Below are 18,189 nucleotides of genomic sequence, written 5' to 3' on the forward strand. Positions count from 1 at the left end.
GTCGGTAACGCATTTTATTACAGACCCAGCAGGCCGACGGCGTAGCCCGCGATACCGATGACGAAGAAGCCAACGATGATCCACAGCGGGTTCACTTTCTTACGCAGCAGCCACATACAGGCGAAGGTTAACAGCAGCGGTACCAGGCCAGGCATCAGCTGGTCCAGAATGGTCTGCACGGTGGTGACGCGCGTCTGACCATCCTGACCGGTGATCGTCGATACCACCAGCGGGATGTTCACGTGCGTCCACTTGTTAACCAAAGCCCCCATTACAAACAGGCCGAGGATTGACGCCCCCTCAGTCAGTTTTTGCAGGAAGCCGCCGCCCATATCCTTAACGATATCCACCCCTTTACGGTAACCATACGCCACGCCGTAGTAGCGGGTCAGCAGACGCACCGCGTTGAACAGGATAAAGAACAGCAGGGGACCAAGCAGACTGCCGCTCATGGCGATCCCGGCGCCCAGTGCCGCAAAGACCGGACGCACGGTACCCCAGAAGATCGGGTCGCCCACGCCTGCCAGCGGCCCCATCAGACCGACTTTAATACCGTTGATAGCACCATCGTCGATCTCAGCCCCGTTTGCACGCTGCTCTTCCATCGCCAGCGTTACGCCCAGAACAGGCGCCGCTACGTAAGGGTGAGTATTGAAGAATTCCAGGTGACGCTTAATTGCCTGACGGCGTGCTTCGTTGTTTTCCGGATACAGGCGTTTGATTGCCGGCACCATGGAGAAGCAGAAGCCGAGCGCCTGCATACGTTCGAAGTTCCATGAACCCTGAAACAGGTTAGAACGGATGAACACGCCACGAATATCACCCGGAGTGAGTTTTTTCTCAGTGGTAGTTTTTGTCATATCAACCATTTCGCTCACCTGTTAGTCCAGTTCGTTATCGAGATCGTTGTTACCAGCAGCCTGCGCAGGGGCACCCGCGACACGGTTGTATTTCGGGCTGAGCTGGATATAAAGAATCGCCATCACCGCACCAATCACACCCAGCGCAACCAGGTTGAAGTTGGTGAATGCAGCGGTAACGAAGCCAAGGTAGAAGAACGGCATCAGATAGCCTGCGCGCATCATGTTGATGACCATCGCGTAACCTACGACCACAATCATACCGCCCGCGATATTCAGACCGCCGGTGACCACTTCTGGTATGGCGTTCAGCATACTTTGAACTTCACTGGTCCCAACGGAAATCGCCACGATAACGGCCGGAATAGCGATACGCATCGCCTGCAGGAACAGGGACGAGACGTGGATCCAGGAGAGCGCTGTCAGGTTGCCGTTATCGGCCGCCTTATCCGCCGCGTGCTGGAAGGCAACGGTGATGGTACGAACAATGATGGTCAGCACCTGGCCTGCCGCGGCCAGTGGAATGGCCAGGGCGATACCGGCACCGATACTCTGATGACCGGCGATAACCAGAACGGTCGAAATAATGGACGCCAGCGCGGCATCTGGCGCAACTGCCGCACCGATGTTCATCCAGCCGAGGGCGATCATTTCCAGGGTACCACCGATGATGATACCGGTTTTCATGTCACCGAGAACGGCGCCAATCAACGTACAGGCCACCAGAGGGCGGTGGAACTGAAATTCATCAAGTACGGACTCCATACCCGCAATACACGCGACGATGAACACCAGCACAATCTGAAGAGTAGTAATCTCCATTGCACTTCTCCTATTACATAAGCTCTATATGAAAAACCGGCCCGGGCTTATTTCCCCACTTTGCCGATCAAATCCATCATTTTCAGTTTCTGATCCGTGGAAACCTTACGGGCTTCCAGCTCGATACCGCGTGCATTCAGCTTGTTGAAGGCCTCGATATCTTTCGCATCCACTGAAATCGCGTTGTTGACCTGCGTTTTGCCCTGACGGAAAGCCATACCGCCAATGTTAACGGAGGTGATTTTCACGCCGCCTTCAACAATGCGTTCAACGTCTGTCGGGTTGGTGAACAGAAGCATCACGCGTTCGCCCGCATATTTCGGGTTGTTGTAAACGCGGATCATTTTGGCGACATCCACGACGTGCGCGGTGACGCCCGGCGGTGCAACCTGGGTAAGAAGGGTTTTACGGACAGTGTCGGCGGCCACTTCGTCACTGACCACGATGATGCGTTGTACGTTGGTCTCTTTGGTCCAGCGCGTCGCCACCTGGCCGTGGATCAGACGGTCATCAATACGCGCAAGGCCGATAACCATGTAATCGTTCGGACCCATTGGCTTCGCCGGTGCCGCGGCTTTTGGTGCAGCAGGGGCAGGTTTTTCAACCGGCTGTGCTTTCAGCGCCTTCACGCCTTCGCGACCGGTTTCCACCGCCAGTGCCACCAGTTCATCAAAACCTGGGTTGTCGTCACGCGCCATGAAGGTTTCCACCAACATTGGGATATTTACCCCGGCGACGACTTCATAATGCTCTTTATCGACGACAATGCGGCTGGCAGCGTTGAACGGGCTGCCGCCCCATGTATCCACGAGAAACAGCACGCCTTTGCTGGTATCCAGCTTCTCAAGCTGAGCAGTGTATTTTTCAATCAGCGTCTCGGCATTTTCACCGGGAACGAAATCGATCCAGCCGACGTTTTCCTGCTCGCCCAACAGCATTTCTGCCGTTTTGAGTAACTGCTCCGCAGCCCAACCATGTGTGCCTATGACAATAGCAATGGTCACTTGCTACCTCCTATTATTATCATTTATACGTCTGCCAGGCAGGCGTACTGAGAATCGTATTGGCGAACCGAATCGATTCAGATAAGGGTTAGAGTTCTAAAAAACCAAGACTTCCGCGAATTATTTTAGATAGTGAAAAAATAATTTATGTGATGAAGATCCGTAATTTAGCTACGCCTTACAGATTTTTCTGTAAGATAAACCACGTGTGTTACAGAAGTTTGCAAAGGAACGTAAATCTTTGCTAAAAACCCATTGTCTCTGATATGTTTAGCGTCCGTTTAATTATTCAGGAGTATAGGGCTACAGCCCACTATATGGACCGTCACCGACGTCAGTCATCTTCCAGGCCATTCCGCGCCTTATTCACCGGCGACCTTCGCCACGCATCGACCCCCATTCCCTTTGAAATGCCCGAAATTAGCGGGGCACCGTTTTGTCATTCCTTTAGCAGGAGCGTGTCATGGAATTCTTAATGGACCCGTCAATCTGGGTAGGCTTGCTTACGCTGGTCGTGCTGGAGATCGTTCTCGGTATTGATAACCTGGTGTTTATTGCCATCCTTGCGGATAAGCTGCCGCCGAAACAGCGTGATAAAGCCCGTCTGATCGGTCTCTCGCTGGCGCTGATCATGCGACTGGGCCTGCTGTCCGTGATCTCGTGGATGGTTACGCTGACTAAGCCTCTGTTCACCGTCATGGATTTCACCTTCTCCGGCCGCGATTTAATCATGCTGGTGGGGGGGCTTTTCCTGCTGTTCAAAGCTACAACAGAGCTGCATGAACGGCTGGAGAACCGGCAGCATGATGATGGCCACGGTAAGGGGTATGCCAGCTTCTGGGTGGTGGTCCTGCAGATTGTGGTGCTTGATGCGGTCTTCTCACTGGATGCGGTGATTACAGCGGTTGGCATGGTGAACCATCTGCCGGTGATGATGGCGGCGGTTGTGATTGCGATGGCGGTAATGCTGCTGGCGTCGAAACCGCTGACGCGTTTCGTCAACCAACATCCGACGGTCGTCGTGCTGTGTCTGAGTTTCCTGTTGATGATTGGTCTGAGCCTGGTGGCAGAAGGTTTTGGTTTCCATATACCGAAAGGCTACCTGTACGCCGCGATTGGCTTCTCGATTCTGATCGAGCTGTTTAACCAGATTGCGCGCCGTAACTTCATTAAGCAGCAGTCGAATCAGCCGCTGCGCGCGCGTACCGCCGATGCGATCCTGCGCCTGATGGGCGGGCGTCGTCAGGTGAACGTGCAGGCGGATAACGAGAACCGTAACCCGGTTCCGGTGCCGGAAGGTGCGTTTGTGGAAGAAGAACGCTACATGATCAACGGCGTGCTTTCGCTGGCCTCCCGCTCCCTGCGCGGCATTATGACGCCGCGCGGTGAAATCAGCTGGGTGGACGCCAACCTGAGCGTCGACGAAATTCGCCAGCAGCTGCTCTCCTCGCCGCACAGCCTGTTCCCGGTCTGTCGGGGCGAGCTGGATGAGATCATCGGTGTGGTGCGCGCGAAAGAGATGCTCGTGGCGCTGGAAGAGGGCGTCAACGTCGAGGCCGTAGCGGCCGCGTCGCCTGCCATCGTGGTGCCGGAGACGCTGGATCCGATTAACCTGCTGGGCGTGTTGCGTCGTGCTCGCGGGAGCTTTGTTATCGTCACCAACGAATTTGGTGTGGTACAAGGTCTGGTAACGCCGCTGGACGTGCTGGAAGCCATTGCCGGTGAATTCCCTGATGCGGATGAAACGCCAGAAATCGTTGCCGACGGTGACGGCTGGCTGGTGAAAGGCACCACCGACCTGCACGCGCTCTCGCACACGCTGGGCGTCGAAAACGTGGTCAATGACGATGAAGACATCGCCACGGTAGCGGGGCTGGTTATTGCCGTTAACGGGCAGATCCCGCGTATCGGTGATGTGCTTGAGCTGCCGCCGCTGCAAATTACCATCGTTGAAGCCAACGACTATCGCGTTGATATGGTTCGTATTGTTAAAGAGCACTCTGTACACGACGAAGAAGAGTAACGCTATCTAGCGTAACGGCAATAAAGGCACGATGTGTCCGTTGTGACGGGCTGGCGGAGGGTTACTTTCCGCCAGCCATTTCGGAAACTCCCGCAGCGGCATCGGCCGCGCATACAAGTACCCCTGCAAAATATGTACGCTGTGGCGGCGCAAATAGCGTGACTGCTCCTCGGTTTCAACCCCTTCTGCAACCAGTTCAATATTCAACCTCTGGCCCAGCGCAATAATAATATCCGTTACCGTTGAGTTCACGGCGTCGGTGCCGATCGCGGTGGTGAAGGATTTATCGATTTTCAGCACGTCCGGGTGAAGTTTTTCAAGCCACGAAAGAGAACTATTGCCCGTACCAAAATCATCAATCGCAAGCTTCACCCCTTTGCGATGCAGCTCCCGCACGATGCGGTAATCCACATCGAGCAACGCATCGCGTTCGGTTAACTCTACAATCAACTTTTGAACAGGGTTCGCCTTAAACCAGATGCGGTTGAGATCCCGGATCAGCGCAGCGCGGCGAAAATGGCTGGCGGCCACGTTGATGCCAATATGGAAATCCCGTGAGGCCGGGAAAAAGCCTATCTGCCGCACCGTTTCGCTGATGACGTAGCGGGTAAGCGGAACAATCAGGCTATGTTCTTCAGCCAGGGGGATAAAGACATCGGGAGAAATCCAGCCCTGACGCGGGTTGTTCCAGCGCAGGAGGATCTCGACGCCAACGCATTCCCGGGTGCGGGCGTTTACCAGCGGCTGGCAGAAGAGTTCAAACTCCCGGGCAGCAATCCCCATATTAATTTCCCAGGTGAAACTTATGCGTCGCGCCGTGGCAAGCCAGGCGATATAGCCCATCAGTAAACTGAGCATCAACGCCAGCGGTAGCTGGGTGGGCAGATTTTTCAATGCCATTTGGCCTGCCCCCGGGCCGCTGACCGTGACGCTGAAAGGGTAGTGCTGTGAAGACTGTTCCAGCAGGGAGGCGTGTTCATCGAAGGTCGGCGTATTCGTCACCTGCTGCCCGTCGCGGAGAAAATTATCGCCTACTCTCAGGACCACGTCGGTGATTTGTGGCCGCTGTGGCTCCAGAATCATTTTGGTGATGAGATCGATATTCACTACCTCCATCAACCCGTCACTGCCGTCGCCCGCAAGGGGTGACCACTGAATCAGTACCGGACTGCCCTTTAACAGCCACCGATCGGTCAACAAGATCAGCCTGGGTTCACTGGACGGAAGCATCGGCTCAATGTCACTGACGGGCATATTTCGGCTGCCAAATACGCTCGAGCAATACAGTATTCCGTCTTTGACGAGGGCGATGGAGCGCACGGTCTGGAGGATCGCCGCCTGTTTTCGCAGAATCGGATTCGCTTCAGCGCAGGGCATATCAACCAGAAAACGTAGAGTTTCACGCTGGGTTTCTAACGCAAGAAGCACCTTATCAAGCGCACGCACTGTGTGGTGAGTAAAGTCGTGGATCCGATCCTGATTAATGTTGCGCTGTGAAATAAAGCGAATGCCCAGCGTCAGGACGAGCGTAACGAGCGCAACCGTAACACAGACGATAACGCGTTTTCGGCGATAGTCTTTAATGATCGTTTGTGCAGTTTGCATGAACGGTCGCCTGATAAGCACCGGCCGGAAAAGCCAGACGCAACAGTGACAGTGTAGTGGGGAATACGTGAAGCGACGAGAGGCGGTGGGAAAATTCGCCCATCTGTTGCAGATGGGCGAAAAGGAAGGTTTAGTCGCACTGCACCTTAATGGCCAGACCGCCGCGCGAAGTCTCACGGTACTTCGCGTTCATGTCCTTGCCGGTTTCGTACATGGTTTCAATAACCTTATCCAGTGACACGCGTGGCTCGCTGGTACGGCGCATCGCCATACGCGAGGCGTTGATCGCTTTGACGGAGGCGATGGCGTTACGCTCAATGCACGGTACTTGCACCTGGCCGGCAACCGGGTCACAGGTCAGACCGAGGTTGTGCTCCATGCCGATTTCCGCCGCCACGCACACCTGCTCAGGGCTTGCGCCCAGCAGTTCCGCCAGACCGGCCGCCGCCATAGAGCAGGCCACGCCCACTTCACCCTGACAGCCTACTTCGGCACCGGAGATGGAGGCATTCATCTTGTACAGCGCGCCGATAGCGCCTGCCGCGAGGAAATAACGGATATAGATCTCCGGTGTTACGGGCTCAATAAAGTGATCGTAGTAGGCCAGCACCGCCGGAACGATACCGCACGCGCCGTTGGTTGGCGCCGTCACCACGCGACCACCCGCTGCGTTCTCTTCGTTAACCGCCAGCGCAAACATGTTCACCCAGTCAACCACATTCATCGGATCATTGGAGAATTTGTCGGTGGTGACCAGCATACGGCGAAGCGCAGAGGCACGACGCGGCACACGCAGTGGCCCAGGCAGAACCCCCTCGGTGTTCATCCCGCGGTCAATACAGGCGCGCATGGTTTGCCACACGTTAGCAAAATAGTCTTCGATCTCTTTCTTGCTGTGCAGCGCCAGTTCGTTCTGCATCACCATGCCGGAGAGGGAGAGACCGGTCTCTTTGCAATAGGCCAACATCTCGGTGGCAGATTTAAACGGATAGGGCACATTCACATCGCCCGCGCTCTCTTTGCCAAAGTGTTCTTCGTCAACGATAAAGCCGCCGCCGATGGAGTAGTAGGTTTTACTGTAGATCTCTTTTTCGCCGCTCCAGGCGTGGATGGTCATACCGTTTTCATGCAGCGGCAGGTTGTCGCTACGAAAACGCATCCCGTCATCCTGCGGGAAGTCCACTTCGTGCTGACCGTTAGCCAGCAGCAGACGACCGCGCGTTTCCACGTCGCGGATAAATGCCGGAATGGCATCAATATCAACTGTGTCCGGCATATTGCCCGCCAGACCCATAATAATGGCGATATCGGTGTGGTGGCCTTTACCCGTTAATGACAGTGAACCGTAAACGTCTACGGCGACACGGGTAACGCTTTCCAGTAATCCTTTTTCGACCAGATCATCGACGAACTGTTTACCGGCCTTCATCGGCCCTACAGTGTGGGAAGAAGATGGACCAATCCCCACTTTGAACATGTCGAATATACTAATCACTTTCACACTCCTGACAGGGTTACTGGGGTTCCAGTAACGATGTTATAACTGCGCATAGTGTAAGAGGGAACACTAACCTCGGCTTAACTATTCACATGAATTAAACTAATGGTTAACGATGGTTTAGCTAATAGCGCGACGCCGATCGCAAACCTGCCAGAAAAGGGTGGAATGTAAAGTATAGTCAAGGCTTCAGGCCGATTTGTAGCGCAAGCTCACGAATGATGCCTGCCGTCATGCCCCAGACAAAATAATGCTGATACCACGACAGCCAGACCCGATGATCGTGCCCGCGGCGGTGAATATCCAGAGGATGATAGCGGCCCAGACGAAGGGCCTCTTCAAGCGGCATTTCGAACACCGCTGAAACTTCATCGACGCTGGCGTGATACTGAAGATCGGGCGGAATAATGCCGACGACCGGCGTGACCTGAAAACCGGTTACGCTGTCCACTGGCGGCAGCACGCCAATTACCTCGACCGCCTCCGGGGGGATCGCCACCTCCTCATGCGCTTCGCGCAGCGCGGCGGCAATCAGGGAAGCATCGGTGCTGTCCACCGCGCCGCCCGGAAACGCAACCTGACCGGCGTGTTTTCGCATATGCGGTGAGCGCTGGGTAAGCAACAGACCCGGCTGTTCACGACGCACGACCGGGATCAGTACCGCCGCCTGACGTTGATTCAGCGCGGCGCGGTTAACCTGGGGCCGCAGAAGCTGAAAGCGCGACAGAAAATCATCCAGCGTCAGGTTGTCTTTCTTCACCGTGAGTTCTCCAGTTGTTTCAGGATACGATTCACTTTATCAAAGGTTTCCTGATATTCCGCCCCGGCCTGGCTGTCGGCTACAATGCCGCCGCCTGCGGAACAGTAAAGGTTACCGTCGCAGGCCGTCAGGGTGCGAATAGTGATGCTGGTATCCATGGTTCCGCACAGGCTCACATAGCCGATGCTGCCGCACCAGGCGTTGCGGCGATGCGGTTCCAGTTCGTCGATAATCTCCATCGCGCGGACCTTCGGCGCGCCGGTGATGGAGCCGCCCGGAAACGCGGCGCGGAGCAGATCGCAGGCGGTCCGCGAGGCCGGCAGGCGTGCAGTGATAGTACTGACCAGATGATGTACCGCCGGGAAAGGCTCCACAACGAACAGCTCCGGCACGCGCACGCTGCCCGGCTCGGCGACGCGGCCAATATCATTGCGCATCAGATCGACAATCATCAGGTTTTCAGCGCGATCTTTCGGCGAGGCCGCCAGCGTCTCCGCCTGCTGGCGGTCGGCGTTAGCATCGGCAAGGCGCGGCAGGGTGCCCTTGATCGGGCGGGTCTGAATAATACCGTCAGCCAGATGAATAAAACGCTCAGGCGAAAGGCTGAGGATGGCGCCGTGTTCAAGGCGTAAAAATGCGCTAAACGGGGCCTTATTGCTGGCATTGAGGCGGGTAAATGCCTGCCATTCGTCTCCCCGGTACGCCGCCTGGAAACGCTGGGCAAGGTTGACCTGATAACAGTCGCCGCTGTGAAGATACGCCTGCACGCGAGAGAATTTTTCCGCATATTCCGCCGCGCTCATGTTCGAGTGCCAGCCAGAGGTCAGCATAAAGTGTTCCGCTGTGGCGGGCCGTTGCGCCTCAAGCCAGGCCAGACGCGCCTGCACGTCTCGGTGGCTAAGCAGGGAAACCGTCTGCTTACGGTGATCCACGATTAGCGCCCAGTCATACAGCCCGACCGCCATATCCGGCAGGGAAATATCCGCCTGCGCATGCTCGGGCAGCTTTTCGAAACGGCGACCCAGATCGTAACCAAACAGGCCCAGCGCGCCCCCCTGGAAAGGCAGATCCGGATCCGGTGTGGCAGATAAGCCCAGAGCATGGATCTCGTTCTGAAGCCGCATCAGCGGATCGTCCGTGGGTGACAGCGCATCGGTCGTCAGCGTTTTAACCGGGTCGGCCACCAGAATATCAAAGCGGCTGTAGGGGTGATCCGCATGCCCGGAGTGCAGCAGCATGGCAAAAGGAAGGTGGCTCAGACGGGCAAACCAGAACTCGGCGGCGTCTGCACGCCAGGGTAAGGTCATAACAGTGGGGAAGCGCATGTTCATGTATGGCATACTACCGGGTAGCGTGAAATAATTAGCGCGAATAATTTAGCAGGAGTTAACGATGTTTGCAGGTTTACCTTCTCTCAGTCATGACCAACAGCAGAAAGCGGTAGAGCGGATTCAGGAACTGATGGGCCAGGGTATGAGCAGCGGAGAAGCGATCACCGTCGTCGCTCAGGAAATTCGCGCCAGTCATACCGGCGAGCGGATAGTGGCGCGATTTGAAGATGAAGATGAATAACCGGGCTTAAACTGCCGCGATAATCTTAATCTCCACCTTATACTCCGGTTTCATCAGCGTGGCCTGTACGGTGCAGCGTACAGGCGCGTGACCCGCCACTACCCACGCATCCCAGGCTTTATTCATCTCCGCGAAGTCGTCTTTATTCGCCAGGAAAATCGTCGCGTCCAGAATGCGGGATTTATCGCTGCCCTGTTTTTCCAGTACGGCGTCGATCTGCGCCAGGGTGTTAGCGGTTTGCTCGAAGGCGTCGGCGTCCAGATTGGCAGGGACACCGGTGTAGTACAGCGTCTGGTTGTGGATCACCACATCAGACCAGCGGGCTTCGGCATCAATGCGCGTAATTGTCATAAACGTATCCTCGTTATCTTTCATCGTCAGGCGGCAAGACTGCCATATTGTTCCGCCGTCGTCACTATTTGGGGTGGCACCGGAGAGAAGGGGCTGACATAATCCCTGTGCAAAAATACAGTGAGAGAACACCGTGGCAGACGATTTTTCCCCTGAAGGTCAGTTAGCACAGGCAATTCCCGGTTTTAAACCGCGCGAACCTCAACGTCAGATGGCGCATGCCGTCGCACACGCCATCGACAATGCGCAGCCGCTGGTTGTGGAGGCCGGCACCGGTACGGGGAAAACCTACGCTTACCTCGCTCCTGCGCTGCGGGCGAAAAAAAAGGTGATCATCTCTACGGGATCAAAAGCGCTCCAGGATCAGCTCTACAGCCGCGACTTACCTACGGTGGCGAAAGCGCTAAAATACAAAGGGCGTCTGGCCTTGCTGAAAGGGCGTTCTAACTATCTGTGTCTGGAGCGTCTCGAACAGCAGGCACTGGCGGGCGGTGACCTGCCGGTACAAACACTCAGCGATGTGATCGTCCTGCGCGCCTGGGCCAACCAGACGGAGGAGGGGGACATCAGCACCTGTGCGAGCGTGCCGGAAGACTCCCCGGCCTGGCCGCTGGTGACCAGCACCAACGACAACTGCCTCGGCAGCGACTGCCCGCTGTATAAAGACTGCTTTGTGGTGAAAGCGCGTAAAACGGCGATGGACGCCGACGTGGTGGTGGTGAACCATCACCTGTTTCTTGCGGATATGGTGGTCAAGGACAGTGGTTTCGGCGAGCTGATCCCGGAGGCGGAGGTGATGATCTTCGATGAAGCCCATCAGCTACCGGACATCGCCAGCCAGTATTTTGGCCAGTCGCTCTCCAGCCGTCAGCTTCAGGATCTGGCGAAAGATATTACTATTGCCTATCGCACCGAACTCAAAGATACCCAGCAGTTGCAGAAGTGCGCGGACCGCCTGGCGCAATGCGCACAGGATTTCCGCTTACAGCTTGGCGAGCCGGGCTATCGCGGCAACCTGCGCGAACTGCTCGCGGACAAAAATATCCAGCGCGCGCTGCTGCTGCTCGATGATGCCCTTGAACTCTGTTACGACGTGGCGAAGCTATCCCTCGGACGTTCAGCGCTGCTGGACGCCGCCTTCGAGCGGGCCACGCTCTACCGTGGGCGGCTGAAGCGGCTGAAAGAGATCAACCAGCCGGGCTACAGCTACTGGTATGAATGTACCTCGCGCCACTTCACCCTGGCGCTCACGCCGCTGACCGTTGCCGATAAATTCAAAGAGGTGATGGCGCAAAAGCCCGGCACCTGGGTCTTTACTTCGGCCACGCTGTCGGTCAACGACGATCTGCACCACTTTACCGAGCGTCTCGGCATTGAGCAGGCTGAATCCTTACTCCTCCCAAGCCCGTTCGACTATGAGAAACAGGCGCTGCTGTGCGTGCCACGCAATCTGCCGCTGCCTAACCAGCCAGGGGCGGCGCGCCATCTGGCGGCCATGCTAAAGCCGATGATTGAGGCCAACAACGGACGCTGCTTTATGCTCTGCACCTCTCACGCCATGATGCGCGATCTGGCCGAGCAGTTCCGCGCGACCATGACGTTGCCGGTGCTGTTGCAGGGGGAAACCAGCAAAGGCCAGCTGCTCCAGCAGTTTGTCAGCGCCGGTAATGCCCTGCTGGTGGCGACCAGCAGCTTCTGGGAAGGGGTGGACGTGCGCGGCGATACGCTCTCGCTGGTGATTATCGATAAGCTGCCATTCACATCGCCGGACGATCCGCTCCTGAAAGCACGCATGGAGGACTGCCGTCTGCGGGGGGGCGATCCGTTCGACGACGTCCAGTTGCCGGACGCGGTTATCACGCTTAAACAGGGGGTAGGGCGACTGATACGCGACGTCACCGACCGCGGAGTGCTGGTGATCTGCGACAATCGCCTGGTGATGCGCCCCTACGGCGCCACCTTCCTCGCCAGCCTGCCGCCTGCGCCGCGCACACGGGATATTAAACGCGCGGTCCGCTTCCTGGCGAACCCGACGGCGGAGTAATTCTTCCCGGAGTGTGTTAAGATGCGCGCCATTTTGTGACTGACCATTGCGAGAGCGCGACGACTGATGCGAATTCTGGCTATTGATACCGCGACAGAGGCCTGTTCCGTTGCCCTGTGGAACGACGGTACGACTTTTGCTCATTTCGAAGAGTGCCCACGGGAACACACCCAACGTATTCTGCCCCTGGTAAAAACCATTTTAACCGAGGGCAACACCGCCCTGACTGACCTCGACGCGCTGGCCTACGGCCGTGGCCCGGGCAGCTTTACGGGCGTACGTATCGGGATTGGCATTGCGCAGGGGCTGGCGCTGGGCGCTGACCTGCCGATGATCGGCGTTTCAACGCTTGCGACCATGGCTCAGGGTGCCTGGCGCATGACCGGCGCCAGCCGCGTGCTGGCCGCGATTGATGCCCGCATGGGTGAAGTCTACTGGGCGGAGTACACCCGTGACGAAAACGGCGTCTGGCACGGCGAAGAGTCGGAAGCCGTGCTTAAACCTGAAGCCGTCACCGAGCGCCTGAAACAGCTCACCGGTGAGTGGGCGACGGTCGGAACCGGCTGGCCGGCATGGCCTGAGATGGCGAAGGACACCGGCCTTACGCTGGTGGACGGTAACATGCTCCTGCCTGCCGCCGAAGATATGTTGCCTGTTGCCTGTCAGCAGCTTGCCGCAGGAAAAACCGTGGCCGTTGAACACGCCGAGCCGGTTTATTTACGAAACACCGTCGCGTGGAAGAAACTTCCTGGCCGCGAGTGAATCTCAGTAACAGGAACTGAGAAAAAGGAGTCGCATCATGGCGGTTCAGACTAAAGTTGTACGCTTTTTTATGGCAGGCGCGGTTGCCATAGCACTGAGCGGGTGCGTCACCGTTCCTGATGCGATCAAGGGCACCAGCCCGACGCCACAGCAGGATCTGGTACGCGTGATGAATGCTCCGGAGCTGTATGTCGGGCAGGAAGCGCGCTTTGGCGGCAAGGTGGTTGAAGTGCTAAACCAGCAGGGGAAAACCCGGCTGGAGATTGCCACCGTTCCACTGGACAGCGGCGCACGGCCTGTTCTGGGTGAAGCCTCGCGCGGGCGGATCTACGCTGACGTCAGCGGCTTCCTCGATCCGGTAGATTTCCGCGGGCAGCTGGTGACCGTCGTCGGGCCGATTACCGGTTCGGTGGCGGGGAAAATCGGCAATACGCCATACAAATTTATGACCATGCAGGTGAACGGCTATAAACGCTGGCGTATCGCCCAGCAGGTGGTGATGCCGCCACAGCCAATCGATCCGTGGATGTGGGGTCCGCATCCGTATCGTTACGGCTACGGTGGCTGGGGTTGGTACAATCCAGGCCCTGCACAGGTTCAAACAATTGTAACTGAGTAAGTTACTGTTATTGTTAGGAAAGAGACAGCGGCTCAGCCGCTGTCTCTGTTTTTTTACGGATAAAACGAAAAAAAAGAGTGACGCGCTTCGCAACCTGCAATCTGAACAATTAATAAACTGGTACGCTGAGTTAATATAATGTTAACAAACTGTTTATTATCGGGGCTGTGATGACGACGAACACTCATTTCAGAGGTGATGCATTGAAAAAGGTTTGGCTTAACCGTTATCCCGCGGATGTCCCTGCGGAGATCAATCCTGACCGTTATCAATCCCTGATTGAATTATTTGAACACTCGGTACGGCGCTACGCTGACCAGCCCGCATTTGTGAATATGGGCGAAGTGATGACTTTCCGTAAGCTGGAAGAGCGCAGCCGGGCGTTTGCGGCCTATTTACAGGAAGGGTTGGGCTTGCAGAAAGGGGATCGCGTCGCGCTGATGATGCCAAACCTGCTGCAATATCCGGTGGCGCTGTTCGGGATCCTCAGGGCGGGGATGATCGTGGTTAACGTTAACCCGCTCTATACCCCGCGCGAGCTGGAACATCAGTTAAATGACAGCGGTGCGGCGGCGATTGTGATTGTCTCCAACTTTGCCCACACGCTGGAAAAAGTCGCTGAAAGAACCCAGGTTAAGCACGTCATTCTGACGCGCATGGGCGACCAGCTCTCTACCGCGAAAGGTACGCTGGTCAACTTTGTCGTGAAATACGTTAAGCGGCTGGTGCCGAAATACCACTTGCCGGATGCCATCTCTTTCCGCCGCGCGCTTCATGCGGGCTATCGGATGCAGTACGTTAAGCCGGAGATCGTGTCAGAAGATCTGGCGTTCCTGCAATACACCGGCGGTACCACCGGCGTGGCTAAAGGTGCGATGCTGACCCATCGTAATATGCTAGCGAACCTTGAACAGGTGAACGCCACCTACGGGCCGCTACTGCACCCGGGCAAGGAGCTGGTGATCACCGCGCTTCCGCTGTATCACATTTTTGCGCTGACCATGAACTGCCTGCTGTTTATCGAGCTTGGCGGTCAAAACGTATTGATCACCAACCCGCGCGACATTCCGGGGCTGGTTAAAGAGCTGGCGAAATACCCGTTCACCGCCATGACCGGCGTGAACACCCTGTTTAACGCGCTGCTTAACAATAAAGAGTTCCAGCAGCTCGATTTCTCCACGCTGCATCTTTCTGCGGGCGGCGGGATGCCGGTTCAGCAGGCGGTTGCCGAGCGCTGGGTAAAACTCACCGGACAGTATCTGCTGGAAGGCTATGGTCTGACGGAGTGCGCCCCGCTGGTCAGCGTCAACCCGCATGACATCGACTACCACAGCGGCAGTATCGGTCTGCCGGTCCCGTCGACGGAAGCTAAACTGGTGGACGATGAGGGTAACGAAGTGCCTCACGGCGAACCGGGCGAGCTGTGCGTCAGAGGGCCGCAGGTGATGCTGGGCTACTGGCAGCGCCCAGATGCCACGGATGAGATTATCAAAGACGGCTGGCTGTACACCGGCGACATCGCGGTGATGGATGACGAAGGTTTTCTGCGTATCGTCGATCGCAAGAAAGACATGATCCTCGTTTCCGGTTTCAACGTCTATCCGAACGAAATCGAAGACGTGGTGATGCAGCACAGCGGCGTGCTGGAAGTGGCAGCGGTGGGGGTTCCTTCCGGCAGCAGTGGTGAAGCGGTGAAGATATTTGTGGTCAAGAAAGATCCTTCTCTTACCGAGGAAGCGCTGATAACGTTTTGTCGCCGGCAGCTGACGGGCTATAAAGTGCCGAAGCTGGTGGAATTCCGCGATGAGCTGCCGAAATCCAACGTCGGGAAGATATTACGACGAGAATTACGTGACGAAGCCCGTGCCAAAGTGGACAATAAGGCCTGAGCTTCACGTTAATCGCCCAGACGCCGGTTAAGCCGGCGTTTTTTATGGGCGCAAACAAAAGAGAGTCCGATTTGAATTACCAGATGATCACTACCAACGACGAGCTGGCTTCGCTGTGCGAGGTGACGCGTGATTTCCCCGCTATCGCCCTGGATACGGAATTTGTCCGTACCCGCACGTACTACCCGCAACTGGGCCTGATCCAGATGTATGACGGCAAACACGTGTCGTTGATTGACCCCCTCGGCATTACCGACTGGGCGCCAATGCGCGAGCTGTTGCTTGATACCGCCGTGACCAAATATCTGCACGCTGGCAGTGAAGATCTGGAAGTCTTTCTCAACACCTTTGGCATCATGCCGCAGCCGCTGATTGATACCCAGATCCTCGCGGCGTTCAGCGGTCGTCCGCTCTCCTGGGGCTTCGCGGCGATGGTGGAAGAGTACACCGGTCTGACGCTGGATAAGAGCGAATCGCGTACCGACTGGCTCGCGCGCCCGCTGACGGCGCGTCAGCTTGAATACGCCGCGGCAGATGTATTCTACCTGCTGCCGATTGCTGGCCAGCTTATGAAAGAGGCTGAGGCGTCCGGTTGGCTGTCTGCCGCCCTGGACGAGTGCCGCATGACGCAGCAGCGTCGTCAGGAAGTGGTTGATCCGAAAGAGGCCTGGCGTGACATCACTAACGCCTGGCAGCTGCGCACCCGTCAACTGGCCTGTCTGCAACTGCTGGCTGACTGGCGGCTGCGTAAAGCACGTGAGCGCGATCTGGCGGTTAACTTCGTGGTGCGTGAAGAACACCTGTGGGCGGTAGCGCGCTATATGCCGGGTAGCCTTGGCGAACTGGACAGCATTGGCCTTTCCGGGAGTGAGATCCGTTTCCACGGTAAAACGCTGCTCGCGCTCGTAGAGAAAGCTCAGCAGCTGCCGGAGGACGCACTGCCAGAACCACTGCTTAACCTGATGGATATGCCGGGCTACCGCAAGGCGTTCAAAGATATCAAAGCGCTGGTGCAGACGGTGGCGGGGGAAAGCAAACTGAGTGCCGAACTGCTGGCTTCACGTCGTCAGATTAACCAGCTGCTGAACTGGCACTGGAAGTTGAAACCGCAAAATGGTTTACCTGAACTGGTCGCCGGATGGCGGGGGGAACTGATGGCTGAACGCCTGAATACCCTGCTGGAAGGGTATCCGCGCTAAAGAATTGTAGCCCCGGTAAGCGTCGCGCCACCGGGGAAATTGCCGGGCGGTACGATGCTTGCCCGGCCTACAAAACCACAAACGGATTAACGCGACTCTTCCGCTTCCGGAAGCGTCACGTTCAGCTCCAGAATCGAAATATCCCCGTCTTTTTGCTCCAGCTGAACGGTGACCATTTCCGGGTCAATCTGCACGTATTTGCAGATCACTTCCAGAATGTCTTTGCGCAGCTGCGGCAGGTAGTGCGGTTCGGCGTCGCTACGACGACGTTCCGCCACAATGATTTGCAGACGTTCTTTTGCGATGTTGGCGGTGCTTTTTTTCCGCGAGAGAAAAAAGTCCAGTAATGCCATAACTTATCCTCCGAACAGGCGTTTGAGGAAACCTTTCTTCTCTTCTTCAATGAAGCGGAAAGGACGTTCTTCTCCCAGCAGACGGTCAACGGTATCCGCATACGCTTTACCCGCGTCTGCCTGTGTATCCAGGATCACGGGCTCGCCCTGGTTAGAGGCGCGCAATACGGACTGATCTTCCGGGATCACGCCAACCAGTTTGATGCGCAGGATCTCCAGCACGTCTTCCATGCTCAGCATGTCACCTTTGTTCACCCGACCCGGGTTGTAGCGGGTCAGCAGAAGGTGCTCTTTGATCGGCTCCTGGCCATTTTCCGCGCGACGAGATTTCGAGGCCAGAATGCCGAGAATACGGTCGGAGTCACGTACTGACGAGACTTCCGGGTTAGTAGTGATGATGGCTTCATCCGCGAAGTAGAGCGCCATCAGCGCGCCGGTTTCGATACCGGCCGGGGAGTCGCAGACCACGAAGTCGAACTCCATCTTTTTCAGATCGTCGAGCACCTTTTCCACGCCTTCACGGGTCAGCGCGTCTTTATCACGGGTCTGGGACGCCGGGAGAATGTAGAGGTTCTCGGTACGCTTATCTTTAATTAGCGCCTGGTTAAGCGTGGCATCGCCCTGAATGACGTTCACGAAGTCATACACCACGCGACGCTCGCAACCCATGATCAGGTCCAGGTTACGCAGACCGATATCGAAGTCGATTACGACGGTTTTCTTTCCCTTCTGGGCCAAACCAGTAGCGATGGCCGCGCTGGAGGTGGTCTTGCCAACGCCTCCTTTACCCGAAGTCACAACAATAATGCGTGCCATAGAAATTCCTTG

Annotated in this window: 17 protein-coding genes; 7 read left to right on the forward strand and 10 right to left on the reverse strand. The window is 56.5% G+C overall.

The window, feature by feature from the left end; all coding sequences use genetic code 11:
- Nucleotides 1-17: 17 nt before the first annotated feature.
- From ACOT1A_RS01290 to manX, 3 genes are read right to left on the reverse strand one after another with little or no spacing between them, the layout of a single operon-like run.
- Entirely contained in the window at nt 18-869 is an 852-nt protein-coding gene (locus ACOT1A_RS01290) for a PTS mannose transporter subunit IID (protein ID WP_006810994.1), read from the reverse strand.
- Nucleotides 870-881: 12 nt separating this feature from the next.
- Nucleotides 882-1,682, reverse strand: a complete 801-nt coding sequence (manY, locus tag ACOT1A_RS01295) for a PTS mannose transporter subunit IIC (RefSeq protein ID WP_022648448.1) — start codon at nt 1,680-1,682, stop codon at nt 882-884.
- Between the two features lie 47 nt (nt 1,683-1,729).
- Nucleotides 1,730-2,686, reverse strand: a complete 957-nt coding sequence (gene manX, locus ACOT1A_RS01300; protein WP_022648447.1) for a PTS mannose transporter subunit IIAB — start codon at nt 2,684-2,686, stop codon at nt 1,730-1,732.
- A gap of 463 nt (nt 2,687-3,149) precedes the next feature.
- Between manX and yoaE the strand changes: the two genes are divergently transcribed.
- Nucleotides 3,150-4,709, forward strand: coding sequence for a CNNM family cation transport protein YoaE (gene yoaE / locus ACOT1A_RS01305; RefSeq protein WP_023300354.1), 1,560 nt, complete (start codon nt 3,150-3,152; stop codon nt 4,707-4,709).
- Nucleotides 4,710-4,715: 6 nt separating this feature from the next.
- Here yoaE and ACOT1A_RS01310 read toward each other — a convergent pair whose 3' ends face one another.
- The 4 genes from ACOT1A_RS01310 to pabB form a co-directional block, all read right to left on the reverse strand.
- On the reverse strand, nt 4,716-6,314 hold the full coding sequence (locus tag ACOT1A_RS01310; protein ID WP_023300353.1) for an EAL domain-containing protein: 1,599 nt from the start codon (nt 6,312-6,314) through the stop codon (nt 4,716-4,718).
- Between the two features lie 130 nt (nt 6,315-6,444).
- Nucleotides 6,445-7,809, reverse strand: a complete 1,365-nt coding sequence (gene sdaA / locus ACOT1A_RS01315) for an L-serine ammonia-lyase (protein WP_022648444.1) — start codon at nt 7,807-7,809, stop codon at nt 6,445-6,447.
- A gap of 184 nt (nt 7,810-7,993) precedes the next feature.
- Complete coding sequence (locus ACOT1A_RS01320; RefSeq protein WP_022648443.1) at nt 7,994-8,572, reverse strand: CoA pyrophosphatase; 579 nt, start codon at nt 8,570-8,572, stop codon at nt 7,994-7,996.
- Nucleotides 8,569-9,903, reverse strand: coding sequence for an aminodeoxychorismate synthase component 1 (pabB, locus tag ACOT1A_RS01325; protein WP_032622420.1), 1,335 nt, complete (start codon nt 9,901-9,903; stop codon nt 8,569-8,571). Before pabB ends, ACOT1A_RS01320 begins: the two co-directional genes overlap by 4 nt.
- A 61-nt stretch (nt 9,904-9,964) precedes the next feature.
- Here pabB and ACOT1A_RS01330 point away from each other — a divergent pair, with 61 nt between their 5' ends.
- Complete coding sequence (locus ACOT1A_RS01330) at nt 9,965-10,144, forward strand: YoaH family protein (RefSeq protein ID WP_022648441.1); 180 nt, start codon at nt 9,965-9,967, stop codon at nt 10,142-10,144.
- Nucleotides 10,145-10,150: 6 nt separating this feature from the next.
- Here ACOT1A_RS01330 and ACOT1A_RS01335 read toward each other — a convergent pair whose 3' ends face one another.
- Nucleotides 10,151-10,495, reverse strand: coding sequence for a RidA family protein (locus tag ACOT1A_RS01335; protein WP_022648440.1), 345 nt, complete (start codon nt 10,493-10,495; stop codon nt 10,151-10,153).
- Nucleotides 10,496-10,628: 133 nt separating this feature from the next.
- Here ACOT1A_RS01335 and ACOT1A_RS01340 point away from each other — a divergent pair, with 133 nt between their 5' ends.
- The 5 genes from ACOT1A_RS01340 to rnd all read left to right on the forward strand — a co-directional run bounded on the left by ACOT1A_RS01340 (nt 10,629) and on the right by rnd (nt 17,008).
- Nucleotides 10,629-12,539: an ATP-dependent DNA helicase gene (locus ACOT1A_RS01340; RefSeq protein ID WP_276169810.1), complete on the forward strand. Its 1,911-nt coding sequence runs from the start codon at nt 10,629-10,631 to the stop codon at nt 12,537-12,539.
- Nucleotides 12,540-12,605: 66 nt separating this feature from the next.
- Nucleotides 12,606-13,301, forward strand: coding sequence for a tRNA (adenosine(37)-N6)-threonylcarbamoyltransferase complex dimerization subunit type 1 TsaB (gene tsaB / locus ACOT1A_RS01345; protein ID WP_023300348.1), 696 nt, complete (start codon nt 12,606-12,608; stop codon nt 13,299-13,301).
- 37 nt (nt 13,302-13,338) lie between these two features.
- Nucleotides 13,339-13,920, forward strand: coding sequence for a Slp family lipoprotein (locus ACOT1A_RS01350; protein WP_023300347.1), 582 nt, complete (start codon nt 13,339-13,341; stop codon nt 13,918-13,920).
- Between the two features lie 203 nt (nt 13,921-14,123).
- Nucleotides 14,124-15,809, forward strand: coding sequence for a long-chain-fatty-acid--CoA ligase FadD (fadD, locus tag ACOT1A_RS01355; protein ID WP_074132809.1), 1,686 nt, complete (start codon nt 14,124-14,126; stop codon nt 15,807-15,809).
- 83 nt (nt 15,810-15,892) lie between these two features.
- Nucleotides 15,893-17,008 (forward strand): ribonuclease D, encoded by a 1,116-nt coding sequence (rnd, locus tag ACOT1A_RS01360; RefSeq protein ID WP_123059168.1) that lies wholly within the window; start codon nt 15,893-15,895, stop codon nt 17,006-17,008.
- A gap of 86 nt (nt 17,009-17,094) precedes the next feature.
- On the opposite strand, the gene minE is transcribed toward rnd, so the two are convergent.
- Together minE and minD are read right to left on the reverse strand one after the other, a co-directional pair.
- A complete protein-coding gene (gene minE, locus ACOT1A_RS01365) occupies nt 17,095-17,361 on the reverse strand; it encodes a cell division topological specificity factor MinE (protein ID WP_003859937.1) in 267 nt (88 codons plus the stop codon).
- Between the two features lie 3 nt (nt 17,362-17,364).
- Entirely contained in the window at nt 17,365-18,177 is an 813-nt protein-coding gene (gene minD, locus ACOT1A_RS01370) for a septum site-determining protein MinD (RefSeq protein ID WP_003859938.1), read from the reverse strand.
- Nucleotides 18,178-18,189 lie beyond the last annotated feature (12 nt).

The sequence above is a fragment of the Enterobacter cloacae complex sp. SYL003 genome (genome assembly GCF_049236925.1).
Classification (GTDB): domain Bacteria; phylum Pseudomonadota; class Gammaproteobacteria; order Enterobacterales; family Enterobacteriaceae; genus Enterobacter; species Enterobacter intestinihominis.

Bases quoted from the DNA above. Each gene is read 5' to 3' on its own strand.
- ACOT1A_RS01290 (WP_006810994.1), bottom strand. From the start codon at position 869: ATGGTTGATATGACAAAAACTACCACTGAGAAAAAACTCACTCCGGGT.
- manY (WP_022648448.1), bottom strand. From the start codon at position 1,682: ATGGAGATTACTACTCTTCAGATTGTGCTGGTGTTCATCGTCGCGTGT.
- yoaE (WP_023300354.1), top strand. From the start codon at position 3,150: ATGGAATTCTTAATGGACCCGTCAATCTGGGTAGGCTTGCTTACGCTG.
- ACOT1A_RS01310 (WP_023300353.1), bottom strand. From the start codon at position 6,314: ATGCAAACTGCACAAACGATCATTAAAGACTATCGCCGAAAACGCGTT.
- pabB (WP_032622420.1), bottom strand. From the start codon at position 9,903: ATGAACATGCGCTTCCCCACTGTTATGACCTTACCCTGGCGTGCAGAC.
- ACOT1A_RS01330 (WP_022648441.1), top strand. From the start codon at position 9,965: ATGTTTGCAGGTTTACCTTCTCTCAGTCATGACCAACAGCAGAAAGCG.
- ACOT1A_RS01335 (WP_022648440.1), bottom strand. From the start codon at position 10,495: ATGACAATTACGCGCATTGATGCCGAAGCCCGCTGGTCTGATGTGGTG.
- tsaB (WP_023300348.1), top strand. From the start codon at position 12,606: ATGCGAATTCTGGCTATTGATACCGCGACAGAGGCCTGTTCCGTTGCC.
- ACOT1A_RS01350 (WP_023300347.1), top strand. From the start codon at position 13,339: ATGGCGGTTCAGACTAAAGTTGTACGCTTTTTTATGGCAGGCGCGGTT.
- rnd (WP_123059168.1), top strand. From the start codon at position 15,893: ATGATCACTACCAACGACGAGCTGGCTTCGCTGTGCGAGGTGACGCGT.
- minE (WP_003859937.1), bottom strand. From the start codon at position 17,361: ATGGCATTACTGGACTTTTTTCTCTCGCGGAAAAAAAGCACCGCCAAC.
- minD (WP_003859938.1), bottom strand. From the start codon at position 18,177: ATGGCACGCATTATTGTTGTGACTTCGGGTAAAGGAGGCGTTGGCAAG.